The organism is Stenotrophomonas sp. 610A2 (genome assembly GCF_030549615.1).
In the GTDB taxonomy this organism is placed as follows: Bacteria; Pseudomonadota; Gammaproteobacteria; order Xanthomonadales; family Xanthomonadaceae; genus Stenotrophomonas; species Stenotrophomonas pigmentata.
In genome coordinates this window covers 2,340,964-2,365,778 of the sequence record NZ_CP130832.1, presented here as the reverse complement: position 1 = coordinate 2,365,778, position 24,815 = coordinate 2,340,964, and the positions used below count along the sequence as shown (strand labels likewise).

Sequence of the window (24,815 nt, the reverse complement as noted above, 5' to 3'; positions counted from 1 at the left end):
AGAAAAACCCCCGCATCGTTGGATGCGGGGGTTTGTTTGTGCTGAAGCAATTGTGGCTTCGCGGCTTACGCCGCTCCTGCAAATGCCGGCTTACACCGTTGCCGGCAACAGATGCTCCGGCTCGGACTCGGTGTCGACCACCAGCTCGCCCTCGCGGACGTCGATGCTGACCTTGCCGCCGTTGACGAGCTTGCCGAACAACAGCTCGTCGGCCAGCGGGCGCTTCACCTTGTCCTGGATCAGTCGGTGCATCGGGCGCGCACCCATGTCCGCGTCGAAGCCATGCTGGGCCAGCCATTCGCGTGCCGTCGGCGTGGCCGAAAGCGACACGTGCTTGTCCTGCAGCAGCATTTCCAGCTCGATCAGGAACTTGTCCACCACCCGCAGGATATGACTGAAGCCCAGCGGCTGGAACTGCACCACTGCATCCAGGCGGTTGCGGAACTCCGGGGTGAAGCTCTTGCGGATGACTTCCATCGCATCGGTTGCATGATCCTGCTTCAAGAAGCCGATCGAGCGACGCGCCGCCTGGGTGGCACCGGCATTGGTGGTCATCACCAGGATCACGTTCTTGAAATTGGCTTCGCGGCCGTTGGTGTCGGTGAGCACACCGCGATCCATGACCTGCAACAGGATGTTGAAGATATCCGGATGCGCCTTCTCCACCTCGTCCAGCAACAGCACGCAGTGCGGCGTCTTGACGATCTTCTCGGTCAACAGACCACCCTGGTCGAAGCCGACATAGCCCGGAGGCGCACCGATCAGGCGACTGATGGAATGCGGCTCCATGTACTCGGACATGTCGAAGCGCACCAGCTCGATACCCAACTGCAATGCCAACTGACGCGTCACTTCGGTTTTGCCAACACCGGTGGGGCCGGCAAACAGGAAGTTGCCGATCGGCTTGTCGGGACTGGCCAGACCCGAGCGCGACAACTTGATCGCCGAGGTCAGCGACTCGATGCCCTGGTCCTGGCCGAAGATCACCATCTTCAGGTTGCGCTCCAGGTGCTGCAGCACATCCTTGTCGCTGGCGGTGACCTGCTTGGCCGGGATCCGCGCCATCTTGGCAACGATGGCTTCGATCTCCTCGATATCGATGCGCTCCTTGCGCTGGCCTTCGGGCAGCAGGCGCTGGCGGGCACCGGCCTCGTCGATCACGTCGATGGCCTTGTCCGGCAGCAGGCGATCGGCAATGTGCTTGACCGACAGATCCACCGCTGCCTGCAAGGCATCGTCGGCGTAGGTCACGCTGTGGTGCGCCTCGTACTTCGGCCGCAGGCCCTTAAGGATCTCGAAGGTCTCGCCAATGGTCGGCTCGACGATGTCTATCTTCTGGAAGCGCCGCGCCAGCGCACGATCCTTCTCGAAGATGCCGCGGTATTCCTGGAACGTGGTCGAGCCGATGCAGCGCAGCTCACCCGACGCCAGCGCCGGCTTGATCAGGTTGGAGGCATCCATGGTGCCGCCCGACGCCGATCCGGCACCGATGATGGTGTGGATCTCGTCGATGAACAGCACCGAGTTGGGAATCTTCTTCAGCGCGGTGATCACGCCCTTCAGGCGCTTCTCGAAGTCGCCACGGTATTTGGTGCCAGCCACCAGTGCGCCCAGATCCAACGAGTAGATCACGGCATCGGCGAGCACATCCGGCACTTCGCCATCGACGATGCGTTTGGCCAGGCCTTCGGCGATGGCGGTCTTGCCGACACCGGCCTCACCCACGTACAGCGGGTTGTTCTTACGGCGGCGGCACAAGACCTGGATGGTGCGCTCGATCTCGTCACGGCGCCCAACCAGCGGATCGATCCGCCCTGACTTGGCCATCTCATTGAGATTGCTGGCGAACTCGGCCAGCGAATCGCCCTTGCCTTCGCCGTCGGCACCTTCTGCCCTGCCCTCACCTTCCAGCGGCGAGGACATCTCCGGGTCATCGCCCGCCTTGCCCACGCCGTGGGACAGGTAATTGACCACGTCCAGCCGGGTCACATCCTGCTGATTGAGGTAGTAGACCGCGTGCGACTCCTTTTCGCCGAAGATCGCCACCAGCACATTGGCACCAGTAACTTCCTTCTTGCCCGAGGACTGCACGTGGTACACGGCGCGCTGCAAGACCCGCTGGAAGCCCAGCGTGGGCTGCGTGTCGCGGCCGTCGTCTTCGGCCAGCAGCGACACCGAGGCGTTGATCGCCTTCTCCAGCTCACGCCCCAGACGCTCCAGATCGGCGCCGCACGCTTTGAGCACGGCCTGCGCAGATGCGTTCTCCAACAAGGCCAGCAATAAATGTTCAACCGTCATGTACTCATGACGGGCCTCTCGGGCGCGCTTGTAGCACTGACCAATGGTCTGCTCGAGGTCTTTACTGAACATAGGGCACTCCGGTTCCGGTTGGAGACAATATGCGGCCTGGCACCGATTTTTCCAGCACCCTAACTACGCTGATGTAGACGCCGTGTCAGCAATACCCGCAAAACTGCTGTACCTGTGAATCCGGCATTCAGTTTTACCGCAGAAAACCATGCGACACCCCGCGCAGAACACAATCGGCGGGACGAATCGTTCTACTGCTCGCACATTGGATGCAAGGCGCCACGCCTGTTTTACCGCAGATCAGGCGCGGCCGGCCAAGTCAGGGAAGTCCGGATGGACGGACTGGCGTACAAACGCCGGGGGCAAGGCTCAGGCCCGCTCCATCGTGCACATCAAGGGATGCTGGTTCATGCGCGAGAACTCATTGACCTGCGCCACCTTGGTCTCGGCAACCTCGCGGGTATAGACACCGCAGATACCACGGCCGCGGGTGTGGACGTGAAGCATCACCTGGGTGGCCTTGTCCATGTCCATGGAGAAAAAGCTCTGCAGGACCGTCACCACGAAGTCCATCGGGGTGTAGTCGTCGTTGAGCAGCATCACCTGGTACTGGGGCGGCGGCGCCACCTCCGGCTTGCCAGGGGCAACCAGCAGGCCATGCTCGCTATCGTGTTGGGTCTTCTGGGACATCCTGCAATTATAGCCGGTCTGCATGACCAGCCCCCGACATTGGACGCAGCCCCCCCTGCCCCCGCACAATTTGCAGGCTAACCATCCATTCCATTGGGGAAAACATGAAGAAGTCTGTACTCAGCATTGCTCTGCTGGCCTTGGCCGCCACCGCTTCCGGCAGCGCGTTCGCCGGCGAGCCGGACCGCGCCGTCGGTCGCGTGCTGGACACCCTCAAGTACAAGTACGAGGTGGACAGCGACGGCGACTACCAGCTGGTCTTTGAGATGGACGACGACCGTACCCAGCTGGTGTTCGTGCGCTCCACTGTTGAGACCTACGGCAGCCACCATGTACGTGAAATCTGGTCGCCGGGCTACAAGTCCGAGGGCCCGCAGTTCTCGGCGCTGATCGCCAACCGCCTGCTGGAAGATTCCAACGACTCCAAGCTCGGCGGCTGGGTGAAACAGGGTGATGTGGCCATGTTCGTGGTCAAGGTGGACGCCGATGCCAGCGCTGAAGTGATCTCCGATGCCATCGATGCCGCCGCCAAGAGCGCCGATGCGATCGAGCTGGAAATGACGTCCAAGGACGAGTACTGAGCGTGAATGCTTTGCAGTCCCAGCGATGGGCGCCACATGTGACCGTGGCCACCGTGGTCTCCCGCGCAGGGCAGCTGCTGCTGGTGGAAGAAGAAAAGGCTGGCCGGCGGGTGTTGAACCAGCCGGCCGGGCACCTCGAGCCTGGCGAGAGCCTGCTCGAGGCGGCAGTGCGTGAAACCCGCGAGGAAACCGGCTGGGACGTGCGCCTGACCGGTTTCATCGGCAGCTACCAGTGGACGGCAGGCGATGGCACGCCGTTCCTGCGCTTCGCCTTCGCCGCCGAGCCCGTGCGCCACCATCCCGAGCAGGCGCTCGATGCTGGCATCGTGCAGGCCCTGTGGCTCAGCCCGGTGGCCTTGCAGGCCGACATGGCACGGCTGCGCAGCCCGCTGGTCTGGCATACGGTGTCCGACTGGCTGGCCGGGCAGCGCTATCCGCTGTCGATCCTGCGGCAGGTGGCACCATGAGCACTCCCAAGATCGTGGTCGGCGTTTCCGGCGGCGTTGATTCGTCGGTGGCAGCGCTTGCCCTGGTCCAACAGGGGTTGGATGTCGCCGGCCTGTTCATGCAGAACTGGGCTGACGACGGCAGCGGCCATTGCCGCGCCGAAGATGACCGCCGCGACGCGGTGGCAGTCTGCGGCCGGCTGGACATCCCCTTCCATTTCCGCGACTTCTCCAACGAATACTGGCAGGGCGTGTTCGAGCACTTCCTGGCCGAGTACGCGGCTGGCCGCACCCCCAACCCGGACGTGCTGTGCAACCGCGAGGTCAAGTTCAAGCACTTCCTCGACGCTGCCCGCGAGCTGGGCGCCGAGCGCATCGCCACCGGCCACTACGCCCAAGTGGAGCACTCCGGCGGCCGTTGGCGCCTGCTGCGTGGCGCCGACCGCGGCAAGGACCAGAGCTACTTCCTGCATCAGCTGGGCCAGACCCAGCTGGCGGCAACCCTGTTCCCGATCGGCCACATGGAGAAGAGCGAGCTGCGCCGCATCGCCCGCGAGGCTGGCCTGCCTACCCATGCCAAGAAGGATTCCACCGGCATCTGCTTCATCGGCGAGCGCGATTTCCGTGAATTCCTTGGGCAGTACCTGCCCGCGCGCGAAGGCGAGATCCACGACCCCGACGGCCAGGTAATCGCCCGTCACCCCGGCGTGTTCTATTTCACCCTGGGCCAGCGCGAAGGCCTGAACATCGGCGGTGTCCGTGGCCGCCCGGCCGCGCCCTGGTTCGTGGTCGGCAAGGACGTGGCACGCAACATCCTCTACGTCGACCAGGGCCATGACAGCCCCTGGCTGCAGTCCAACTGGCTGCGCAGCGAGGCCATGCACTGGATTGCAGGTGCCCCGCCCGCACGCGAGTTCGAGTGCACCGCGCAGACCCGCTACCGCCAACCTGACGAAGCCTGCACCGTGAAGGTGCGTGATGACGGTACGCTGGACGTGCATTTCGCGCGCCCGCAACGCGCCGTCACCCCCGGCCAATCACTGGTGCTGTACGACGGCATGGAATGCTTGGGCGGCGCGGTGATCGCCGCCACCGATGCACCTTTGGAGCGCCGCCTGGCCGCCCCTGTTTCCCTTTGAGAGATGACCATGACTTTTTCCATCGATGACCGCGTACTTGCCTTGGCCGGCATTGCCCAGGCCCTGCAGCAGGTTCGCCGCATCGCAGAAACCGGCCACTCGGAGAACGCCATCGTGCGTACCGCGATGGACAGCGTATTGCGGATTGACGCCACCTCGCCGGCTGCCGTCTATGGCAGCGCCACCCAGGTTGAAGCCGGCCTGCGCCTGCTGCGCGACTACTTCCGCAACCAGGGCAAGGACGACCTGCTGCCGCGGCTGGCGCTGTCGGTGATGCAGCTGGAGCGCCGTTTCGTGCGTGAAGGCGCCACGATCGACAAGGTGGAGGCTGGCATCCAGCGTGCCGCTGGTATCGCCAAGGAACGCGGCGACAGCTCCCACCCCGATGTGCTGAGTGCGATGGGTGCGCTGTACGCGGACACCATCAGCCAGCTCAAGCCCAAGATCATGGTGCAGGGCAACCCGCATTACCTGGGCCAGGCGATGGTGGTGTCCGAGATCCGGGCGCTGCTGCTGGCCGCCGTGCGCTCGGCGGTGCTGTGGCGCCAGCTGGGCGGCAGCTACTGGGATTTCCTGTTCTCGCGCAAGGCTATGCTCGAGGCCATCGAGCGCCGTCTGCGCTGAATCATGCCGGCCCGCAGCCAACGCGCTTGCGGGCCTGCATTGCGAAACCTTCTCCGGGATTCACGTCAGTGGGCTAAAGACACCCCGCCCACTGCCGATACTGCATTCGTGACTCTCCCGAGAACGTCCATGTATTCACGTATTGCAATCCGTTTGGCAGCCCCGTTGGTCCTCACCCTTCTGGTCGTGGTCGCTGCTGCCCTGTCCTGGCCTTCGGCAGCGCTGTGGGCAATCCTGACCACCATGGTGCTGAGCTGGCTGGTATTTGCCTGGTGGAGCGTGCATACGCAAGCCCAGCGCTCGCCCGAACACACCAAGGTGCTGAAGGAACAGGACCAACTGCTGAATGAGCTGCGCAGCTTTGTCAGCAACGAAATCGATGGCTCGCGCAGCGAGATCGAACGCGCCCGTGAGCTGATCCGGCAGGCCGTCGGTGGCCTGGGTGGCAGCTTCGACGCGATGAGCCGCAAGTCGCGCCAGCAGAGCCAGGCACTGGCCCGCATCGTCGACCGCGCCGGTGACGAAGGCGGCGGCGGTGTCGATGTCGCCCGCTTCGCCCAGAACGCCAGCCACCAGATGGAACAGCTGGTGGAAGCACTGGAGCAGGTCAGCGGCCAGAGCAGCAACACCGTGCAGCACATCGACCAGATGGCACAGCACCTGGATGGCATCTTTGCCCTGCTTGAAGACGTCAAGTCGATTGCCGACCAGACCAATCTGCTGGCCCTGAATGCAGCCATCGAAGCAGCCCGTGCTGGCGAAGCTGGTCGCGGTTTTGCTGTGGTCGCCGACGAGGTGCGCAACCTCTCCGAGCGCTCCACCACCTTCAACGAGCAGATCCGCAAGCTGGCGCACAGCTCCAAGGACGCCATTGCCAAGGTGCGTGAAACCGTCACCCACATGGCATCGCGCGACATGGACCGCTCGCGTGAAGCGCGCCACGAAGCCGCCTCGATGCTGGACAGCGTGGCTGCCATCAATGCCTCGCTCGGCGACGGCATGCGCGAGATCTCCGAATGCGGCCGCGCCATTGACGGCAGTGTTGCCGAAGCCGTGCGTGCCCTGCAGTTCGAGGACATCGCTACCCAGGCGCTGGGTGGCGTGCACACCCACCTCGACCGCCTTGGCGCGATCAACCGGGAGGCCGTTGCCCTGCAGGAACTGCTGCACCGCAATGGTGGCGTGTTCGATGGCGAGATGGTCAGCGCACTGCAGCGCACCGGCAGCCGCCTGCGTGAACTGCGTGTCGAGTGGGAGCGCCCGCCGCACAAGCCTGTATCGCAGCAGAGCATGGGCGCCGGCACGGTGGAGTTGTTCTGAGTTCGTACTGCACCCGCTTTGCAACCGAGCCCCGGCCTTTGGTCGGGGCTTTGCTGTTGCTTCAACCGTACTGATACATGCTTCTACCCCGCGCTACCGCCAACAACAACGCCGAGCCAGCAACGCAGGCAGGTGACGCAATGTCAGATTCCGCTGCCACCAGCAACATCTCATTGCGCAGACGCGAGCAACTCGCACAGCTTGAGCAAGGCGCCGCGCACGAGCTCCTGGAACTGCGGGCGAAGCGCGATCAAGCGCTTGCCCCGGCCCCCGAGGAAAGCAACGACTGGCTGAAGACCAGCATTGATTGGGATCTTTCGGTTCCTTGATGTGTCCGCCACACGCCGATTGATAGCTTCGTAACCGGGGTAAGCAGAACGCACCCGGCAGCTGACACGTCATTGCTCTCCCCAAACACCTGCCAATTGCTTCCGTTGCGCCGACCCCAGCTGACTTTTCAGGTCTGTGCTTCGTTGCAGCCGCGCACGCGTATGGATGCCGGGGCAATCCCAGCTGTCACAAGAACCACGAACCTGCGATTACGCGCTGCTCCGCTGCCTGAGCAAGGCCGACCTGGCCAGTTGTGCTATTCCGTAGCCCATTCCGTAGCCCGGTTAAGCGCAGCGCACCCGGGGCCTTTGGAGGGCCTCCACACGATACGCAGAGTCAAGGCTCCAGGATGCGCTGCGCTTACCCTCACTACTTTGTGTTGCGGGCGACTCAGCAACGCCGCAAGCGACATGGATTTCTTCGCAACAACGGCGTTTGGCAGCACAGCAGCCGGTATTTGCGCGCACAAAAAAGCCCGGCTACCTGTTCCGTAGCCGGGCTCCATGTTGTCTTCGGAACTCAGTGCGTCGCGCTGATGCTGTTGTTCGATGCAACCTGCGGCGGTTCCAGCAGTTCAGCAGGGGCGCCGCGCAACCACTGCACCATCTCGCGTGGCCGCAAGGGACGCGAGTACAGATAACCCTGCAGCTCGTCGCAGCCCTGCTGTTTCAACATCGCTGCTTCGGCCGGCGTCTCGACGCCTTCAGCCACCACCCGCATACCCAACGCGTGGCCGAGGTGCACGATGGCCTGGGTGACTTCGGCGGTACCTGCATCGTGCAGCATGCCCTGCACGAAGCTGCGGTCGATCTTCAGTCGCTGCACCGGGAACCGGTTGAGGTAATGCAGGTTGGAGAAGCCTGTGCCGAAGTCATCCACTGCCAGCGGAATACCGTGCTCCTCGAAGACATCGAAGCACTGCCGCAACGCGTCGGTATCACGGATCAGGGCTGACTCGGTCAGCTCCAGCTCCAGCCGTTGCGCTGGCCAGCCAGACTGCTGGCAGATGGCAACCACCCGCTCGGCAAAGCCACGGTCGCGCAACTGCAGCGCAGACACGTTCACTGCCACCCGATCAAACTGCAGGCCCGCCTGTTGCCAGACAACCGCCTGGCGGCAAACCTCCTGCAATACCCAATCACCGATGTGGATGATCTCGCCGCACTTCTCGGCAATAGGGATGAACTCGGCCGGATTGCAGGCCCCCAGGCGACCACTGTTCCAGCGCAGCAAGGCCTCGATCGAGGGAGTTGGATCGCCGTTGGCATGCACCAGCGGCTGGTAGACCAGGCTGAATTCGTCGCGTTCGACCGCACCATGCAGGGCATGTTCGATCTCGATCCGGCGCTGGGTGCGCGCCAGCGCATCCTGGCTGTAGTACTGATAGGTGTTGCGCCCGGCCTCCTTGGCCGCGTGCATCGCCGCATCCGCGGCGCGCAGCAGACTGTCAAAGTCGTTGCGACTGTCGTCCAGCAGTGCGATGCCAACGCTGGCACCGACCTTCAGGGTTGCATCCTCGCGGTACAAAGGCTCAGCCAACGAGGCAATCAGCTTGCGTGCCACATGCCCCGCATCCTCCGCCTCGACCAGGTTGCGCAGGATGACGATGAATTCGTCGCCGTTGAAACGAGCGAACAGGTCGGCATTGCGCAGGTTCTGGTGCAGGCGCGCGGCTGCGGCTTTCAACAACATGTCACCGGTGGCATGGCCAAAGGTGTCATTGATGGTCTTGAACCCGTCAAGGTCGATGAACAGCATCGCCAGGATGGCGCCGCGTTCACGGGCCTCGATGATTGCCTCCGAGCCCTGCTCGCGCAGCAACATACGATTGGGCAGACCGGTCAGCAAATCGTAGTGCGCCAGCAGTTCAAGCCGTTCGTCGGCGTCACGTTCGCGGGTAATGTCGCGGAACAGCACCACGTAGCGTTCCGGCAGGCCTTCGCGCTGATCCAGTTCGATCAGCACCTGCACCCATACCCGCTGCCCCGAGGGGCGGTAGAAACACAGGTCGAGCTGCTCGGGCAGCCCGCCCTCGGCGATGCGCAGTAGCGCGGCTTCGAAGCCGTCACGCGAATCAGGGGTGTAGAGGTCCAGCGCCTGGTCAAGCGTGACCGGCGCCTTGCGCAGGCCGTGGATGCGGTAGCACTCCTCGGTCCACTGCATGGCGCGGGTGTCCACTTCAATCTCGCAACCACCGATGCGGCCCAGCGCCGACACGCGGTTCAGCAGCTCGGTGCGCCATCGGATCAACGCATCGGTGCGGCGTTGGTTGCTGATGTTCTGCACCTGCCCCAGCACCCGGTGCAAAGCGCCAGCACCGTCGTAATCAAGCTCCACCCATATCCGCAGCTGCTGCTGGGTAACCGGGTCGCGGCCCCAGGTCAGGTCGAAGCTGCCACCGGCAGCATCGTCCAGCAAACGTCGCCAGCTGGCGAAAAGATGCCTGCGCGCATCCTTGCTGAGGTTGCGTAGCCATTGCCGACCGCTGGGCAATGCCGCAGTGCCCCAGCCGATGGCCGCGGAAAATTCGTCGGACCACTGCACGCGGCCGCGCTGCGGCTCCCACACCCAGCTGCCCATGCCGGCCACGCGCTGGGCGCGGCGCAACAGCGCCTGCTGCGAGCGCAGCTCATCCTCCAGCGATTTCTGTTGCTGGATGTCGGTATAGGTACCCACCATCCGCAGCGGCTGACCATCGCCCGCGCGGGTGATCACCTGGCCACGATCCAGCACCCAATGCCAGCTGCCGTCGGCCTGTCGCAGACGAAACTGGCAGGCGAACGGCACCTGTGGATCGTGCAGATGGGCGGCGATCGCCTGCCGCAGCACCAGTTGGTCTTCGGGGTGGACTTCATCCAACAAACCCGTACCAGATGGTATGGAAGAGGCCTCATGGGCCTGTGCCGTGCGGGTGATCGTGTCGGCAATGATGTCCCAGTCCCAAAGACTGTGGCCGGCTGATTCCATCGCGCTCACCCAGCGGGCATTGCGCGACTCGGTATCGTTGGCCACCGAATAGAGATAACCCAGTGGCGCTGCCGCAGGCGATTGCACCGCACTCAACCAACCCTCAAGCCGCTGCCCGTCGCCAGGCAAGGGACAGGCAACCATGCCCTGCTGGGCGAGTTGCTGGCGAGCACCGGCCAGTTGCTGGCAATAACGTGACAGACGTTCGGGCAGGCCCAGCTCCCTGGCCATGCCATTGGCAGCCAAAGGCTGCCCATCCGTATCCAGCAGCACGACGGCTGCATTCAACGGGTGACGAAGCAGGCTAGCTATGACGCCGCGATCCACGCGCTCTATCTCCATGCCCGACAAACCGGGGACTCAATCGATAACGGCACCAAGTCGGCAGAATTGAGCACTTCGTCGCCCGGCATGTGCACAAGCCGCTAAGATGGCGCCGACGCTAGTCCGAAACCCCGCCAATGATGGAAGCCGATCCGGCCCCCGCTGTCTCTTTGCCTGTGCCTGCGCCGCTCTCGTCGGCGCGTACCTGCACTTTCTGGCTGCTTGGTTTCGCTGTTTTTCTGGCTGTTTCCATCGTCATTCTGCTGCTGGCCGGCGCTAGCCCCGCCAGCTGGCAGTTAAAAAGTGTGATGGCCATCGCACTGATACTTTGCTTGTCGTTGCTGGTGCTTGGCTGGCGACTCAATTCACTACTACGGGCGACGCGAGCAAGCCACCGTTTGCCGACCGAATTCGTGCAACTGGCAGCCCTGTTGCCGGATGGCGTGTTGATCGCCGACGGCGATGCCGTCATCTATGCCAATCCTGCCGCCAGCAGCATCCTGGGCATCGCTGTAGGCCACACCGACAGCGCTACGCAGTTGTTGGCCAGCCTGGACGCGCATATGCCGCGCTCGCATAACGGTGAACTGCCGGTGCAGTTGTGCCGCATCGGCGGCGAACCGTTCCATGCGGTGATGATCACCCAGCAACTGCGCCATGCCGGCCGCGACTGCCAATTGTTCGTCATCCGTGACCTGAGCGAACTGGAACACGGCCGCGCCGCCCTGGCTGCCAGCAATAGCGAGCTGCAGGCCATGGCCGGTCGTTTGTTCTCCCTGCAGGAAGACGAGCGTCGGTCAATCTCGCGCGACCTGCACGACGATATCGGCCAGGCGATTACCGCGATGAAGCTGGCAGCCTGTGCCGCCCGCGATGAAGAAAACACACCGCGGCGGCAGGACGATATCGACCAGATCATCGAATTGGCTGATACCACGGTGATCAAACTGCGTAATCTTTCGATGCTGTTGCGCCCACCGCAACTGGATGCACTGGGACTGGAGGCAGCCCTGCGCTGGCAGGCCGGGCTGCTGTTCCGCTCCACCGACGTGGAGCTGCTGCTGGACGTCGATGCGCTGCCGCGCCGGCCCAGCAACGAGGTGGAGCAGGCCTGCTTCCGCATTGCCCAGGAAAGCCTGACCAATGCGCTGCGTCACGCCTGCGCCAGCCAGGTCTCGCTGTCGCTGCGCGACAGCAGCGAAGGCAGGCTGCACCTGCTGGTGGTGGATGACGGCGAAGGCTTTGACCCCGCTGGTCCGCGTGGTCTGGGCATGATCGTGATGCGTGAACGTGCGCAGAGTGCCGGCGGCAGCCTGCATATTGAAACCGCGCCGGGTGCAGGCACCCGGATCGACCTGCGGCTCCCCTACGCGGCGGCCGCACAGTGACACCTCAAGGAAACCGCCCGATGTGGAATGCCAGCCCCTCTTCTTCCAGTGACCGCGCCGACGCGCGGCCGGCTCGGCTTGGGGCCGGCAATCCGGAACTGGCAGTCCTGGTGGATGCAGCCAACCGCAGCGGCACCTCCTTGATGCTGCTGCATCTGGACATCGATCACTTTGCCTCGGTCAATGAAAACATGAGCGCCGAAGTCGGTGACCAGGCCTTGGTGCTGATCGCCGACCGCCTGCGCGCCTTCATCGGTGACCGCGGACGGCTATGGCGCCACGGCAGCGACGAGTTCCTGATCGCGGTGCCACGCACCAGCCAGACGCCCACTCCGGAGGACTTCGCCGAGCAGATCCGCCAGCAGATTGAACTGCCGCTGTCGGTGCTGCCGTATACGCTGTTCCTGACTGCCAAGATCGGCGTCGGCCTGTGCCCGGAGCATTCCAACACCGCCACCGGCGTGCTGGATCTGGCCGAGGACGCCCTGCACCAGGCCGGCCGCGAAGGCGGCAACGCGGTGCATGTGCATGTCCTGCACAAGCCCAGTAGTGCCCACAGCGAGAGCATCATCTCGCGTCAGTTGGTGGATGCCATCGACAATGGCGAACTGCGCCTGCGCTACCAGCCGCTGGTAAGCGCCCGCGACGGCCATGTCATGGGCATGGAAGCGCTGCTGCGCTGGCAATCGCCAACGCTGGGCATGCTGGTGCCGGAGCGCTTCATGCGTACCGCCGAACGGCTCGGCATCATCGTGCAGATCGGCGCCTGGGTGCTGGAAATGACCCTGCGCCAGGCCAAGACATGGCGCGACCAGGGCTTCGAGGATTTCAATGTTGCCGTCAACGTCTCGACCCTGCAGCTGCTGCGCCCCAACTTCTTCACCGAAGTCATGGCGATGCTGCAGTCCATCGGCGTGCCGGCGCGCATGCTGACCCTGGAAATCAACGAAAGTGCGCTGACCAACAACGTCAACTTCGTCCACGAGACCCTGGCCAACCTGCGCAATGAAGGCATCAGCCTGTGCCTGGACAATTTCGGCACCGGCGACTCCAGCCTCAGCGCCCTGGTCCGCTACCCGGTGGACAAGCTCAAGATCGATCGCAGCTTCATCAAGAGCGCACCCGCGGCCAACCGTGAGGCGGCGATCAGCCGCGCCATCATCGCCATGGGCCACCAGCTGGGCATGACGGTGATCGCCAATGGCGTGGAGTCGCAGGCCCAGCTCGGTTTCCTGCGTCGCAACGACTGCGACGTGTTCCAGGGCTATCTGTTCGGCGAGCCGATGTCGGCCGATGCGGCCGGCATGACCTTGCGTCGTCGCTATCTGCGTCCGGAAGCGTTTGCCGAGACTCGCCCCGACCGCACCTTGCTGCTGCTGGACGACGAAGAAAACGTACTGCGTTCATTGGTGCGCCTGTTCCGTCGCGATGGCTACCGGATCTTGGCCGCGGGCAATGTGCGTGATGCCTTCGACCTGCTGGCGATCAACGACGTGCAGGTGATCCTGTCCGATCAGCGCATGAGTGATATGAGCGGCACCGAGTTCCTTGGCCGGGTGAAGATGCTGTACCCGGATACGATCCGCCTGGTGCTGTCCGGCTATACCGATCTCAACACCGTCACCGACGCAATCAACCGTGGCGCGATCTATCGTTTCCTGACCAAGCCATGGAATGACGACGACCTGCGCGAGCACATCCGCCAGGCCTTCCGCACCCATGATGAGAAGCAGGGTGTCGGGGCTTCTTAAGCCTCGGGCAGATCATTGCAGCTGTTGTGGGAGCGGCGTAAGCCGCGAAGCCACTGATGTACAGATAGGCGTGGATCCAGTGCAAACAGCCATGCCTCCCAGCAAAAGCCAAAGCGATTGCGTGATTGCAGATTCCGCGGGGATTGACGCGACGTCAGCTTCGCGGCTGACGCCGCTCCTACAGCTTCAGGCAATCGCCGTATCGCTGCAGCCACCTCGCCGGTGCCGTGAGAACTGACGCGGCACCAGCTTCGCGGCTGACGCCGCTCCCACAATCCAGGGATCCTGCGGCCGATTATTTTGGCTGGCGGATTGGCAGCACGATCCGGAAGCAGGAGCCCTCGCCTACGGTGCTGTCCAGGTCGATGCGGCCGTGGTGCTTGTTGATGATGCCGTAGGAGATCGACAGCCCAAGTCCGGTGCCGCTACCCACCGGCTTGGTGGTGAAGAACGGGTCGAAGATGCGCTGCCGCAGCTCCGGGGAAATACCTGCGCCGTCATCCTTGAACTCGACCCACACTTCATCACCGCTGACACCGGTACTGACCGCGATGTTGCCGCGATCGGCGATGGCGTGGCCGGCATTGAGCAGCAGGTTCATATAGACCTGGTTGAGCTCCGAAGGCAGGCACTCGATCATCGGCAGCTCGCCATACCGGCGTTCCAGCGTGACCTTGTACTTGAGCTCGTTCCAGATGATGTTGATGGTCGATTCCAGGCCGGCGTGCAGGTCGACCAGCTTCCACGACTCGTCGCGGCCGGAATACGAGAAGTCCTTCAGGTCGCGCACGATGCGGGTCACCCGCTCGATGCCCTCGCGCGACTCGGCCATCAACTGCGGCAGGTCGCGGCTGATGAAGTCGATGTCCAGACGGTCGCGGATATCGTCGATTTCGGGAATCAGCGCCTTGGGATCTGGCGCGCGCAAGGCCCGCTCATAGGCTTCGATCACCGTAAACAGGCTGCGCAGGTATTCCTGCAGGCTGCCCAGGTTGGAGTGCACATAGCCGATGGGGTTGTTGATCTCGTGCGCGACGCCTGCGGCAAGCTGGCCGATGGAGGCCATCTTTTCCGATTGCAGCAGCTTCTCCTGGGTGCCATTCAAGCGCAGGTAGGCCTGGCGCAGCTCGGCGTGGCGCTGCTGCAGCTCCCGCTCGTAGTCCTCCGGGCCATCCACGTGCTGGAACAAGGCCAGGAATGCGTCGCCGCCAGCATCGTTGTGATGGTGCAGGTGCAGGGTGATCACCCGCTCGCCGATCGGCAGGCTACCCACCCAGGTGCCCGATTCACGAGCTTGCGGCAAGGCAAACGGCGGCAGCAAGGCCTCAAGCCGACGCCCAAGATCGGCACTGCTGGCGGCATCCGCGCCAAACAACTCCCGCACCAGGGCATTGGCGACGCTTACTTCGAATTTACCGTTGAATAGCAGCATGCCGTGCTGGACCCGTTCACCCAGCGCCCGCAAGGTGGCGGCGGAGGGCGTGGGCATGAGAATGGAGCTGTCGATCTGGGTCACGGCGGCCGGTACAACGAGGGAACGGACCGCCACTATAGCCGGATGTGTGCATCCGTTCGCGGCAGTAGCGCCGCGTTTTCACAGATCAGGCGACGGCCAAAGGCCGCCGCGAATGGACGGTCTGCGCCTGCCCCTTGGCATCGTAAGAAGGTGCAGCTTCGCTGCGACCGAGTTGGCGCAAGGCCCAATTGACCTCGCGTCGGCGGCGCGCCAGCAGTACGCCATTGGCGTGGTTGCGTTCGGCAAGTTCCTTCAGGCGTTCGGCCTCGTGCAGCGGCGGCTGCCGCTCCAGCTCACGCAGGGCCTCCAGCTTGTTGCCGGTTGCTGCCACCAGGGCCGGCACGTCGTGCTCAGCCAAGGCGCGCTGTTCGCGGTCAAGCGCTTCGCTCAGACGCTGCAACGGGTCGCCCATGGAGAGGTTCATCCCTGCAGCTGCTGGTCCAGGCCCAGCATGCGCGATGCGATCGCGTCCGGGTTGATCTTGTAGCTGCCGTTCTCCAACGACTCGCGCACTGCCTGCACGCGTGCCTGGTCGATGGCCGGAGCGGCGCTCAGCTCACGCTGTACGGCCTGCAGCTGGGTCGCTTCGCCGGTCAGGCGCACGCTGTCGGCTGCCTCCACCGGCTTGGGCTTGGCGTCGCCTGCGGCGGCCACCTTGGTGTTGATGGCCACACTGCGCAACTGCGCTGCGACTGCAATACCACCGTCGATTTTCTGGCTCATGTGATGGAGTCCTGATTCGGTTCAAAAACGATAACGGCAGCGCCGGACAGTTCTTTAGTAATTTATCGGCTGACCAGCACGTCGCCACCGGGTGTGGCGATACCCTGCATCACCCGGCGTGAAGACAGGTTCTCGACCGACACCCGCTCCCCTTCTCCAGCGTCGCCCAGGGCCTTGCCTGCCATACGCACTTCGACCCCGCCGCGGCGGGACACCAGGGCGACATTATCGCCGCGGCGGACGGTGCGGGGCGCAACCAGATCGGTCGCCGACAGCAGGCTACCGGCACTCAATGCACGCCGTGCCACCCGGCCCACGGCCGCCTCCGGCTTCAACAGCACGGCGCCGGCCAAGCGTGCCGTGTCGCGCTTGACGCTGCTTATATCGGCCGCTGCCAGCGTTTCTCCAGCCGCCACGCCCCGGGCCAACACCAGTACCTGCTGCTCACGGCGCACTTTGACCGGCACGAACAAGCGCCAACCGCCCGCCTGCGGACAGGCGACCTCCACGGTCGTGTTGGCGGTTACCTTGGCCTGCAAAGGCTGGGTGCACGCCGGCAGCCGCAGATTGGCATCGAGATTGGCTTCGCCGCTCTCCCCTGCCCCCAACGTGGCCAGGGCCGCAGCACGGATCGACTCCACCGGCTGGAAAGCGGTAGCGCCGGCCAGTGAAGGCAACAGCAGGCAAATAGATAGGAGTAAGCGCATCAGCGGCGGCCACCCGGCTCAGGAATAGTTCGATGGATGACGCTGCAAGCGCCGTGCCAATTGCCGGGCTGGCAAGCACTCAAGTTGTCGGCACCTGCCGCCGATACAGCATTCATGTCACAAGACCTGCTCAACCGAATTGACCAGCGCACCCGGCTGGCCGGCCATAACCGCCTTGCCCTGCTGCTGTTCCGCCTCGGCGGCCGTCAGCTTTTTGGCGTGAATGTATTCAAGGTGCAGGAAGTGCTGCGCCGCCCAGCCCTGTTCCAGGTGCCCGGCCTGCCGACCCAGTTTGCCGGCGTGGCCGATGTGCGTGGCCGCTCGGTGCCGGTGCTGGATCTTGGCCTGGCCATCGGCCACCCCGAGCGCGAGCCCGAGGCGGACACCTCGCCAGGCTATCTGGTGGTTACCGAGTTCAACCGTTCGGTACAGGGTTTCCTGGTCAGCGGGGTTGAGCGCATCGTCAACATCGCGGTGGAGGATATCCACCCGCCGCCGGAGTTGGGCGCTGAATCGACGTATTTGACCGCAGTTACCCGCTTCCAGGGCGAGCTGATCCAGGTCATCGACGTCGAAAGCGTGCTCGCCGATATTGCCCAGGTACGCAGCGAGGCCGTGCTCGACCCATCGATGGCCCTGCCCGCCGATGCGCCACAGATGCAGGTCCTGGTCGTCGATGACTCCCGCGTGGCACGCCAACAGATCCGCAGTGTGCTTGACCAGCTGGGAGTGAGCGCCACCCTGCTCTCCGACGGCAAGCAGGCGCTGGAGCACCTGCTGCAGATCCATGCGTCAGGCGAGAACCCCGCTGATCGCTATGCGATGGTGATCTCCGACATCGAAATGCCGGCGATGGACGGCTACACCCTGACGACGGAAATCCGCCGCCACCCGGGCCTGGCCGGTCTTTTCGTGCTGCTGCACACGTCCCTGTCGGGCGTATTCAACAACGCCATGGTCGAACGCGTAGGCGCCAATGCCTTCGTTGCCAAGTACAGCCCACATGAGCTGGCGGATTTCGTCCTGCAGCGCCTGCGGCATGTGGCTGAGACCCAGTACGCATATAGCTGAGGCCAGTCTCCGGTAGTGCCGAGCCATGCTCGGCAGGGGCGCTACCGGTAAAGCTCCTGCCGAGCATGGCTCGGCACTACAGATTCGCTCCCTCCCTTTGGCGCAGCCAAGCGGAGGGTTGAGGAGGGGTTCGCTCTTTGCGGGCTGACGCAGCACCAGCTTCGCGGCTTACGCCGCTCCTACAATGTTGGTCCCGGGCACCTTGGTAGTGCCCCTGCCGAGCATGGCTCGGCACTACATGCTTCTTTGGCACAGGTTTTGCAGCTTCCCCGGCAACGTTCCGTGGGAGGTTCCACATGGCCAACCTGTTTTCCAACTATCTCGGCATCCATGCCCAGGCAATGCCGCTGCGCGAGCAGCGCATGAAGCTGATCGCCAGCAACCTCAGCAATGCCGACACGCCCGGCTACAAGGCCCGCGACCTCGACTTCGATGCCGCCCTGCGCAATGCCCAGGGCGCCACCAGTGGCAACGGTCTGCTGAACACCACCGCCGAGCAGCACTACGCCATTGGCGGCAATGCCGGCCTCAATCCGTTCCAGATCCTGCGCGAAGGCACGCAGCCCAGCCTGGACGGCAACACCGTTGATCCGGATGCCGAGCGCGCCGCCTACGGCCGTGCTGCTTTGGAGTACCGCGCCTCACTGAGCTTCGTCGAGTCGAAGGTGAAGACCATGCTCACCGCCATCACTGGCCAGTAAGGAAGCACGCCATGAGCAATCTGCCCATCTTCGATATCGCCGGCGCCGCCTTGAAGGCGCAGTCGGTGCGCATGAGCACCATCGCCTCCAACCTGTCCAATGCCGACTCCATCGCCGGCTCGCCGGAGACGGTCTACAAGCCGCTGGAACCTATCTTCCAGGCCGTCACCAGTCGCAGCGATCCGAACCTCACCGGCGTGCAGGTAAAGGAGATCGCACAGAGCGACGCTGCGCCGATCAAGCGCTACGAACCGAATCATCCGCTGGCCGATGGCGAGGGCTATGTGTATTCGCCCGACGTCGATCCGGTCGCGCAGATGGTCAACCTCATCTCCACCTCGCGCAATTACCAGGCCGGCGTGGAAATGCTCAGCACTGCCAAGGAACTTGCCCTGGCCACGCTGACCATGGGCCGCTGAGCCCACTCCCCCAGGAATCTGCCGACATGAGCACCAGCGTAAACACCGATTTGTACAGCTCGCTTGGGCTTACCGCGCCCAACACGACGACCACGACCAGCAAGAACAAGAGCTCGTTGGACCAGGCCGATTTCCTGAAGCTGATGACCACCCAGCTGCAGCATCAGGATCCGACCAAGCCCATGGACAACAGCCAGATGGTGGCGCAGATGGCGCAGCTGTCCACGGTGCAGGGCATCACCGATCTGAACACCTCGGTGAAGGGCTTCCAGCAATCCATGGCCAGCGACCAGGTGCTGCGTGGCGCCGCCCTGGTCGGCCACGAAGTGATGGTGCCCTCGACCAAGGTCGCGCTGGAGGCCGAAGGTGGTACCAGCGGCACCGTTGCCGCGCCATCAGCCGGCTCGGTCACTGTCGACATCACCGATGCCAATGGCTTGAAGGTGACCCAATTGACCGTACCGGCGAATGCCGCCGGCGAGGTGGCATTCCAATGGGATGGCACCGACGCCGATGGCAAGCGGATGCCAGCGGGCAGCTACACCGTTACCGCCACCCATACCGACACCGCTGGTGCGCAGAGCAAGCTCAGCACCTACGTGCAGGCGGAAGTGGAGAGCGTGACCGTGGGCTCCGATGGCTTGTACCTGAACCTCAAGGGGCTGGGCACTGCCCCGCTCGACTACGTGCTCCGCGTCAGCTGAGCCCCCTCTTCGTTTTCCCAGGAGTATCGCCATGGGCTTCAACGTCTCACTGTCGGGCATCAACGCGGCCAACGCGGACCTGAATGTCACCGCCAACAATATCGCCAACGTCAACACCACCGGCTTCAAGGAATCGCGCGCCGAGTTCGCCGATCTGTTCAATGCCACCAGCTATGGCTTGTCGCGCAACGCGATGGGTTCTGGTTCGCGCCTGACCAATGTCGCGCAGCAGTTCTCGCAGGGCAATATCGACCAGACCGGCCGCAGCCTGGATCTGGCGGTGGCTGGCGAAGGCTTCTTCACCATGAGCATGAACGGTACCCGCGTGTACTCGCGTGCTGGCAACTTCCAGACCGACAACAACGGCTATGTGATCAACCCGCAAGGCGCGCGCCTGCAGGTGTTCGCTCCCAGCGCCGATGGCACGCGTTTCGACGGCGAGCTGACCGACCTGCAGCTGCTCACCACCGACAGCCCGCCCAAGCAGAGCACCCTGGTCAACATGGCCTTCACCCTGCCCGGCAACGCACCGCAGCCGACGATCGGCACGTTCGACCCGACCGATTCCAACAGCTACAACCATTCCACTGGTGGCGTCACCGTTTACGACTCGCTGGGCGTCAGCCACACCCAGACCTCGTACTTCGTGAAGACTGCCAACCCCAACGAGTGGCAGGTATACAACTATGTCGATGGCCAGTCCGCCGGCGCACCGTCGCTGCTGCAGTTCTCCAACGCCGGCGCCCTGACCAGCCCGGCCAATGGCGACATCACCTTGGCACCATTCACCCCGGCCACTGGCGCCGGCGTGGTCAACCTGACCTTGAACGTGTCCGGCGCTACCCAGTACGGCGAGAAGTTCGCAATGCGCGATACCCGCCAGGACGGTTATGCCGCCGGCAAGCTCAACGAGATCAGCATCTCCGAGGAAGGCGTGGTGTATGCGCGCTACACCAACGGCGATGACAAGGCCTTGGGCCAGGTCGCACTGACTACCTTCAAGAACCCGCAGGGCCTGCAGAACCAGGGCAATAATCTGTGGGTTGAAACCTTCTCTTCGGGCACCCCGCGTACCGGTGCACCGGACACCTCGGATCTGGGCCAGATCCAGGCTGGCTCGCTGGAAGCCTCAACGGTGGATCTCACCGAACAGCTGGTCAACATGATCGTCGCCCAGCGCAACTTCCAGGCCAACGCGCAGATGGTGTCCACCCAGGACCAGATCACCCAGAGCATCATCAATATCCGCTAAGGCGTGAATGGCAGACTCGGAATCGGGAATTGACCAGCATTTGGTCGATTCCTGAACCGATTGCACCGCTGCCTTTCACGGCTCTGTTCATTGATGAAACGCTTCTGGTTCGGGTGCTGCGCTCAGCGGCACGTCGGCTTGGCTGCAAACGTCAAAACCCAATTCCAAACTTCCGAATCCCCGCCCTATGGACAAAGCCCTCTACGTTGCCATGACCGGTGCCCGCGCCTCGCTGCAGGCGCAGGCCACGGTGTCGCACAACCTGGCCAACTCGGATACGCCGGGCTTCAAGGAAGCGCTGGCCAACACCGAAGCGTTCCGTATCCAGGGGCCGGGGTTTCCGTCGCGCGTGGATGCCGTACACGTGGATGCCGGTTTCAACCGTCGCGTTGGCGCGCAGCAGATCACCGGCAATTCGCTGGATCTTTCGCTGCAGCCGGGCAGTTGGCTGGCGGTGCAATCCAGCGATGGAAGTGAGGCCTATACCCGCAGTGGTGCCTTGTCGTTGACGCCGAACGGACAGTTGGTGACCGCCGAAGGCCATGCGGTTCTCGATGACAACGGCAATCCGATCGCGGTGCCACCGCACCAGGCAATGGAGATCGGCCACGATGGCACCTTGTCGATCATTCCGTTGGGTGAAGGCCCACAAACGATGGCGATGATTGGCCGGCTGCGCGTGGTTGATGCACCCAATGAGCGGCTGGAACGACGCCTCGACGGGCTGATGCGCAACACCGATCCACAGCAGCCTTTTGCCCAGCGCCAGGGCAAGGCCTTGGAGAGCGGAATGCTGGAATCCAGCAACGTGGATGCAGCGGGCGCGCTGGTGCAGATGATCCAGCTGCAGCGCCAGTTTGAAATGCAGGTCAAGGTCATCAAGCACGGTGACGAGAACGCGCGCAGCGCGAACACCCTGCTTCGCCTGAACGGCTGATAGTTGAACCCACGCGCACGCACAGTGCGCGCCCTCCCCTGCTACGGGGAGCGGAACGGAACAGCGGCGGTGTGTCACCCGCCCATGCGTCCTCCCCATTCATCCGCATCAGCCTGCGAATGCGCGCATGCCTTCGCCCGCAGCGGCGTTGGCAAAGCAGTGGCGACGCTGACGAACGTTCGGCAACCACATCGCATGCAGCGTCGACATTCCGGCGGCATTTTTGGCACAGCCCATGCATTGACACAGGCAAGGGCCAATCGGCCGGTATCCGTCACCAAGGAATCGCACCATGAATCAGGCATTGTGGGTCGCCAAGACCGGCTTGGATGCACAACAGACACGCATGTCGGTTGTCTCCAACAACCTGGCCAACACCAATACCACCGGATTCAAGCGCGACCGCGCCAGCTTTGAAGACCTGTTGTACCAACAGGTGCGTCAGCCCGGCGGTTCGTCCTCGGCACAGACGCAGTTGCCAACCGGCCTGCAGCTGGGTACCGGTGTCCGCGTCGTCGCCACGTCCAAGCATTTCGAACAGGGCAGCCAACAGCAGACCGGTCGCGCACTGGATGTGATGGCCAATGGCCGCGGCTTCTTTGAAGTGATGATGCCCGACGGTACGTCGGCGTATACGCGCGACGGCAGCTTCCAGATCAACGCACAGGGCGAACTGGTGACCAACAGTGGTTACCCGGTGCAGCCCGGCATCCAGATTCCCGAGGGCGCGCAATCGCTGACCATCGGTACCGACGGCACCATCAGCGTGAAGATGGCTGGCGAAGCCGCATCAGTCGAAATCGGCTCCTTGACGCTCACCGACTTCATCAACCCCGCCGGCCTGCAGGCCAAGGGCGAGAACCTGTACCTGGAAACCACCGCATCGGGCCCGGCACAGAACGGCACGCCCGGCCTCAATGGCCTGGGCACGGTCGTACAGGGTGCGCTGGAAGGCAGCAACGTCAACGTGGTTGAAGAGCTGGTGTCGATGATCGAGACCCAGCGCGCCTACGAAATGAACGCCAAGGCCATCTCCACCACCGACTCCATGCTCGGCTACCTCAACAACAACGTCTGATTGGTCGCCAAGGGATACCGTCATGAGCAGCACCCCACTCCTGCGCCAACTTTCCATCGCCATGTGCGCTGCCTTGATCGGCGGCTGCACCTTGGCCGGCGATGTACGCCCCTATGCACCGATGGCGCCTATCCAGCCCATCGTCGTGCAGGCCGCAGCGCCGACCGCTGGCGCGATCTACGCCGCCGGCCCGGGCTTGAACCTGTACGGAGATCGACGCGCGCGCGATGTCGGTGACCTGCTGACGATCACCTTGGTCGAAAACACCATGGCCACCACCACCGCCAGCACTGCGATCAGCAAGAAGTCGGACATCGACGTCGGCACGCCAACCTTGTTCGGTGCCCCGGTGACACTCGGCGGCAAGGACATCCTCGGCGCCTCGGCATCGTCCGAGCGTGACTTCGCGGGCAAGGGCAACAGCGCGCAGAGCAACCGCCTGCAGGGCAGCGTGACCGTTACCGTGATCCAGCGCTTGCCCAACGGCAACCTGGTCGTGCAGGGGCAGAAGAACCTGCGCCTGAACCAAGGCGATGAACTGGTGCAGATCCAGGGTGTCGTGCGTGCTGCGGATATTGCCCCGGACAACACGATTGCCTCGAGCAAGGTCGCCGATGCGCGCATCGCTTATGGCGGTCGCGGCGCGGTCGCCCAATCCAACGCGATGGGCTGGCTGGGTCGCTTCTTCAACTCAGCGTTCGCGCTGTTCTGAGCACTGTGATGAAGACTCTCTCTTTCAAACGATACGTGGCTCTGGGGGCAATGGCACTGGCAGTCGCCCTGCCCGCCCATGCCGAGCGGATCAAGGACCTGGCCCAGGTAGGCGGCGTGCGCGGCAATGCGCTGGTCGGCTATGGCCTGGTCGTCGGCCTTGATGGCAGCGGTGACCGCACCAGCCAGGCACCGTTCACCGTGCAGAGCTTGAAGAACCTGCTTGGCGAACTCGGCGTCAATGTTCCGGCAAACGTCAATCCGCAGCTGAAGAATGTCGCTGCGGTGGCGATCCATGCCGAACTTCCGCCGTTTGCCAAACCCGGCCAGACCATCGACATCACCGTCTCCTCGATCGGCAATGCCGTATCGCTGCGTGGTGGTTCCTTGTTGATGGCGCCGCTGAAAGGTATCGATGGGCAGGTATATGCGATTGCCCAAGGCAACCTGATCGTTGGCGGCTTTGGTGCGCAGGGCAAGGACGGTTCGCGCGTGTCGGTGAATATTCCCAGCGCTGGCCGCATTCCCAACGGTGCTACCGTTGAACGCGCCCTGCCCGATGTCTTCTCCGGTGGCGGTGACATCACCCTGAACCTGCACCAGAACGACTTCACCACCGTCTCGCGCATGGTCAGCGCACTGAATGCCGCTTTCGGTGAAGGTGCGGCGCGCGCAGTCGATGGCGGCACGGTTTCGGTACAGACACCGACTGATCCGGGTGCACGCATCGGCATGCTGGCGCGCATTGAGAATGTCGAGCTTTCGCCCGGCACCGCGCCGGCGCGCATCGTGGTCAACTCGCGTACCGGCACCGTGGTGATCGGCTCGCAGGTGCGGGTCAGCCCGGCAGCAATCTCGCACGGATCCTTGACGGTGACCGTCAGCGAATCGACCCAGGTCAGCCAGCCCAATGCCTTTGGTGGTGGCCAGACCGTCGCAACGCCACAGTCCACCATCACTGCCAGCAATGAAGGCAGCCGCATGTTCCGTTTCGATGGTGGCGCCACCCTGGACGAGATCGTACGTGCGGTCAACGAAGTTGGCGCAGCGCCGGGCGACCTGATCGCAATCCTGGAAGCCCTCAAGCAGGCCGGTGCCTTGACTGCCGACCTTGAGGTGATCTGAC

The 24,815-nt window shown here is 63.5% G+C and carries 23 protein-coding genes and 1 pseudogene; 17 read left to right on the top strand and 7 right to left on the bottom strand.

Annotated features, from left to right (window positions below):
- Nucleotides 1-90 precede the first annotated feature (90 nt).
- Nucleotides 91-2,370, bottom strand: coding sequence for an ATP-dependent Clp protease ATP-binding subunit ClpA (gene clpA, locus Q5Z11_RS10660; protein ID WP_303746392.1), 2,280 nt, complete (start codon nt 2,368-2,370; stop codon nt 91-93).
- Between the two features lie 309 nt (nt 2,371-2,679).
- Complete coding sequence (gene clpS, locus Q5Z11_RS10655; RefSeq protein ID WP_282272346.1) at nt 2,680-3,000, bottom strand: ATP-dependent Clp protease adapter ClpS; 321 nt, start codon at nt 2,998-3,000, stop codon at nt 2,680-2,682.
- A 104-nt stretch (nt 3,001-3,104) separates the two neighbouring features.
- On the opposite strand from clpS, the gene Q5Z11_RS10650 reads away from it, so the two are divergent.
- From Q5Z11_RS10650 to Q5Z11_RS10625, 6 genes are all read left to right on the top strand, one after another.
- Complete coding sequence (locus tag Q5Z11_RS10650) at nt 3,105-3,581, top strand: hypothetical protein (RefSeq protein ID WP_303746391.1); 477 nt, start codon at nt 3,105-3,107, stop codon at nt 3,579-3,581.
- A gap of 2 nt (nt 3,582-3,583) precedes the next feature.
- Nucleotides 3,584-4,048, top strand: coding sequence for an NUDIX hydrolase (locus Q5Z11_RS10645; RefSeq protein ID WP_303746390.1), 465 nt, complete (start codon nt 3,584-3,586; stop codon nt 4,046-4,048).
- Nucleotides 4,045-5,166 (top strand): tRNA 2-thiouridine(34) synthase MnmA, encoded by a 1,122-nt coding sequence (gene mnmA, locus Q5Z11_RS10640; RefSeq protein ID WP_303746389.1) that lies wholly within the window; start codon nt 4,045-4,047, stop codon nt 5,164-5,166. Before Q5Z11_RS10645 ends, mnmA begins: the two co-directional genes overlap by 4 nt.
- Nucleotides 5,167-5,175: 9 nt before the next feature.
- Nucleotides 5,176-5,790, top strand: coding sequence for a high frequency lysogenization protein HflD (gene hflD, locus Q5Z11_RS10635; RefSeq protein ID WP_303746388.1), 615 nt, complete (start codon nt 5,176-5,178; stop codon nt 5,788-5,790).
- Nucleotides 5,791-5,919: 129 nt separating this feature from the next.
- The gene (locus Q5Z11_RS10630) at nt 5,920-7,110 is read left to right on the top strand and encodes a methyl-accepting chemotaxis protein (protein ID WP_303746387.1); all 1,191 of its coding nucleotides are present in this window, start codon (nt 5,920-5,922) and stop codon (nt 7,108-7,110) included.
- 140 nt (nt 7,111-7,250) lie between these two features.
- A complete protein-coding gene (locus Q5Z11_RS10625) occupies nt 7,251-7,439 on the top strand; it encodes a hypothetical protein (RefSeq protein ID WP_303746386.1) in 189 nt (62 codons plus the stop codon).
- Between the two features lie 520 nt (nt 7,440-7,959).
- Here Q5Z11_RS10625 and Q5Z11_RS10620 read toward each other — a convergent pair.
- On the bottom strand, nt 7,960-10,734 hold the full coding sequence (locus Q5Z11_RS10620; protein WP_303750014.1) for a bifunctional diguanylate cyclase/phosphodiesterase: 2,775 nt from the start codon (nt 10,732-10,734) through the stop codon (nt 7,960-7,962).
- 404 nt (nt 10,735-11,138) lie between these two features.
- On the opposite strand from Q5Z11_RS10620, the pseudogene Q5Z11_RS10615 reads away from it, so the two are divergent.
- Both Q5Z11_RS10615 and Q5Z11_RS10610 read left to right on the top strand, forming a co-directional pair.
- Nucleotides 11,139-12,119: pseudogene (locus Q5Z11_RS10615) on the top strand (sensor histidine kinase); the annotation flags it as partial.
- Between the two features lie 20 nt (nt 12,120-12,139).
- On the top strand, nt 12,140-13,870 hold the full coding sequence (locus Q5Z11_RS10610; RefSeq protein WP_303746385.1) for an EAL domain-containing protein: 1,731 nt from the start codon (nt 12,140-12,142) through the stop codon (nt 13,868-13,870).
- 295 nt (nt 13,871-14,165) lie between these two features.
- Here the strand turns inward: Q5Z11_RS10610 and Q5Z11_RS10605 are convergent, their stop codons facing one another.
- From Q5Z11_RS10605 to flgA, 4 genes are all read right to left on the bottom strand, one after another.
- Nucleotides 14,166-15,359, bottom strand: coding sequence for an ATP-binding protein (locus tag Q5Z11_RS10605; protein ID WP_303746384.1), 1,194 nt, complete (start codon nt 15,357-15,359; stop codon nt 14,166-14,168).
- Between the two features lie 112 nt (nt 15,360-15,471).
- Nucleotides 15,472-15,810: a flagellar protein FlgN gene (locus Q5Z11_RS10600; RefSeq protein WP_303746383.1), complete on the bottom strand. Its 339-nt coding sequence runs from the start codon at nt 15,808-15,810 to the stop codon at nt 15,472-15,474.
- The gene (flgM, locus tag Q5Z11_RS10595) at nt 15,807-16,109 is read right to left on the bottom strand and encodes a flagellar biosynthesis anti-sigma factor FlgM (RefSeq protein WP_303746382.1); all 303 of its coding nucleotides are present in this window, start codon (nt 16,107-16,109) and stop codon (nt 15,807-15,809) included. Before flgM ends, Q5Z11_RS10600 begins: the two co-directional genes overlap by 4 nt.
- Before the next feature lie 62 nt (nt 16,110-16,171).
- Nucleotides 16,172-16,816, bottom strand: coding sequence for a flagellar basal body P-ring formation chaperone FlgA (gene flgA, locus Q5Z11_RS10590; protein WP_303746381.1), 645 nt, complete (start codon nt 16,814-16,816; stop codon nt 16,172-16,174).
- A 114-nt stretch (nt 16,817-16,930) separates the two neighbouring features.
- On the opposite strand from flgA, the gene Q5Z11_RS10585 reads away from it, so the two are divergent.
- The 9 genes from Q5Z11_RS10585 to Q5Z11_RS10545 all read left to right on the top strand — a co-directional run bounded on the left by Q5Z11_RS10585 (nt 16,931) and on the right by Q5Z11_RS10545 (nt 24,814).
- Nucleotides 16,931-17,887 carry a chemotaxis protein gene (locus Q5Z11_RS10585; protein ID WP_303746380.1) on the top strand — a complete coding sequence of 319 codons (957 nt, stop codon included), beginning with the start codon at nt 16,931-16,933 and terminating at the stop codon, nt 17,885-17,887.
- Between the two features lie 296 nt (nt 17,888-18,183).
- Nucleotides 18,184-18,588 carry a flagellar basal body rod protein FlgB gene (flgB, locus tag Q5Z11_RS10580; protein WP_303746379.1) on the top strand — a complete coding sequence of 135 codons (405 nt, stop codon included), beginning with the start codon at nt 18,184-18,186 and terminating at the stop codon, nt 18,586-18,588.
- Between the two features lie 11 nt (nt 18,589-18,599).
- Nucleotides 18,600-19,007 carry a flagellar basal body rod protein FlgC gene (gene flgC, locus Q5Z11_RS10575; RefSeq protein WP_303746378.1) on the top strand — a complete coding sequence of 136 codons (408 nt, stop codon included), beginning with the start codon at nt 18,600-18,602 and terminating at the stop codon, nt 19,005-19,007.
- 26 nt (nt 19,008-19,033) lie between these two features.
- Nucleotides 19,034-19,711, top strand: a complete 678-nt coding sequence (locus Q5Z11_RS10570) for a flagellar hook capping FlgD N-terminal domain-containing protein (protein WP_303746377.1) — start codon at nt 19,034-19,036, stop codon at nt 19,709-19,711.
- A 31-nt stretch (nt 19,712-19,742) separates the two neighbouring features.
- Complete coding sequence (flgE, locus tag Q5Z11_RS10565; RefSeq protein WP_303746376.1) at nt 19,743-20,963, top strand: flagellar hook protein FlgE; 1,221 nt, start codon at nt 19,743-19,745, stop codon at nt 20,961-20,963.
- A 187-nt stretch (nt 20,964-21,150) separates the two neighbouring features.
- The gene (locus Q5Z11_RS10560) at nt 21,151-21,900 is read left to right on the top strand and encodes a flagellar basal body rod protein FlgF (protein WP_303746375.1); all 750 of its coding nucleotides are present in this window, start codon (nt 21,151-21,153) and stop codon (nt 21,898-21,900) included.
- Nucleotides 21,901-22,192: 292 nt separating this feature from the next.
- A complete protein-coding gene (flgG, locus tag Q5Z11_RS10555; protein ID WP_303746374.1) occupies nt 22,193-22,978 on the top strand; it encodes a flagellar basal-body rod protein FlgG in 786 nt (261 codons plus the stop codon).
- Nucleotides 22,979-23,000: 22 nt separating this feature from the next.
- Entirely contained in the window at nt 23,001-23,690 is a 690-nt protein-coding gene (gene flgH / locus Q5Z11_RS10550; RefSeq protein ID WP_303746373.1) for a flagellar basal body L-ring protein FlgH, read from the top strand.
- Nucleotides 23,691-23,698: 8 nt separating this feature from the next.
- Nucleotides 23,699-24,814 carry a flagellar basal body P-ring protein FlgI gene (locus tag Q5Z11_RS10545; RefSeq protein WP_303746372.1) on the top strand — a complete coding sequence of 372 codons (1,116 nt, stop codon included), beginning with the start codon at nt 23,699-23,701 and terminating at the stop codon, nt 24,812-24,814.
- Nucleotide 24,815 lies beyond the last annotated feature (1 nt).

What these genes read in the sequence shown, in the direction of transcription:
- Q5Z11_RS10610 (WP_303746385.1), top strand. Translation starts at nt 12,140, where the DNA reads ATGTGGAATGCCAGCCCCTCTTCTTCCAGTGACCGCGCCGACGCGCGG.
- hflD (WP_303746388.1), top strand. Translation starts at nt 5,176, where the DNA reads ATGACTTTTTCCATCGATGACCGCGTACTTGCCTTGGCCGGCATTGCC.
- clpA (WP_303746392.1), bottom strand. Translation starts at nt 2,370, where the DNA reads ATGTTCAGTAAAGACCTCGAGCAGACCATTGGTCAGTGCTACAAGCGC.
- Q5Z11_RS10545 (WP_303746372.1), top strand. Translation starts at nt 23,699, where the DNA reads ATGAAGACTCTCTCTTTCAAACGATACGTGGCTCTGGGGGCAATGGCA.
- flgH (WP_303746373.1), top strand. Translation starts at nt 23,001, where the DNA reads ATGAGCAGCACCCCACTCCTGCGCCAACTTTCCATCGCCATGTGCGCT.
- clpS (WP_282272346.1), bottom strand. Translation starts at nt 3,000, where the DNA reads ATGTCCCAGAAGACCCAACACGATAGCGAGCATGGCCTGCTGGTTGCC.
- Q5Z11_RS10600 (WP_303746383.1), bottom strand. Translation starts at nt 15,810, where the DNA reads ATGAACCTCTCCATGGGCGACCCGTTGCAGCGTCTGAGCGAAGCGCTT.
- Q5Z11_RS10630 (WP_303746387.1), top strand. Translation starts at nt 5,920, where the DNA reads ATGTATTCACGTATTGCAATCCGTTTGGCAGCCCCGTTGGTCCTCACC.
- Q5Z11_RS10605 (WP_303746384.1), bottom strand. Translation starts at nt 15,359, where the DNA reads ATGCCCACGCCCTCCGCCGCCACCTTGCGGGCGCTGGGTGAACGGGTC.
- flgA (WP_303746381.1), bottom strand. Translation starts at nt 16,816, where the DNA reads ATGCGCTTACTCCTATCTATTTGCCTGCTGTTGCCTTCACTGGCCGGC.
- mnmA (WP_303746389.1), top strand. Translation starts at nt 4,045, where the DNA reads ATGAGCACTCCCAAGATCGTGGTCGGCGTTTCCGGCGGCGTTGATTCG.
- Q5Z11_RS10560 (WP_303746375.1), top strand. Translation starts at nt 21,151, where the DNA reads ATGGACAAAGCCCTCTACGTTGCCATGACCGGTGCCCGCGCCTCGCTG.
- flgE (WP_303746376.1), top strand. Translation starts at nt 19,743, where the DNA reads ATGGGCTTCAACGTCTCACTGTCGGGCATCAACGCGGCCAACGCGGAC.
- Q5Z11_RS10625 (WP_303746386.1), top strand. Translation starts at nt 7,251, where the DNA reads ATGTCAGATTCCGCTGCCACCAGCAACATCTCATTGCGCAGACGCGAG.
- flgG (WP_303746374.1), top strand. Translation starts at nt 22,193, where the DNA reads ATGAATCAGGCATTGTGGGTCGCCAAGACCGGCTTGGATGCACAACAG.
- Q5Z11_RS10570 (WP_303746377.1), top strand. Translation starts at nt 19,034, where the DNA reads ATGAGCACCAGCGTAAACACCGATTTGTACAGCTCGCTTGGGCTTACC.
- flgM (WP_303746382.1), bottom strand. Translation starts at nt 16,109, where the DNA reads ATGAGCCAGAAAATCGACGGTGGTATTGCAGTCGCAGCGCAGTTGCGC.
- Q5Z11_RS10585 (WP_303746380.1), top strand. Translation starts at nt 16,931, where the DNA reads ATGTCACAAGACCTGCTCAACCGAATTGACCAGCGCACCCGGCTGGCC.
- flgC (WP_303746378.1), top strand. Translation starts at nt 18,600, where the DNA reads ATGAGCAATCTGCCCATCTTCGATATCGCCGGCGCCGCCTTGAAGGCG.
- flgB (WP_303746379.1), top strand. Translation starts at nt 18,184, where the DNA reads ATGGCCAACCTGTTTTCCAACTATCTCGGCATCCATGCCCAGGCAATG.
- Q5Z11_RS10650 (WP_303746391.1), top strand. Translation starts at nt 3,105, where the DNA reads ATGAAGAAGTCTGTACTCAGCATTGCTCTGCTGGCCTTGGCCGCCACC.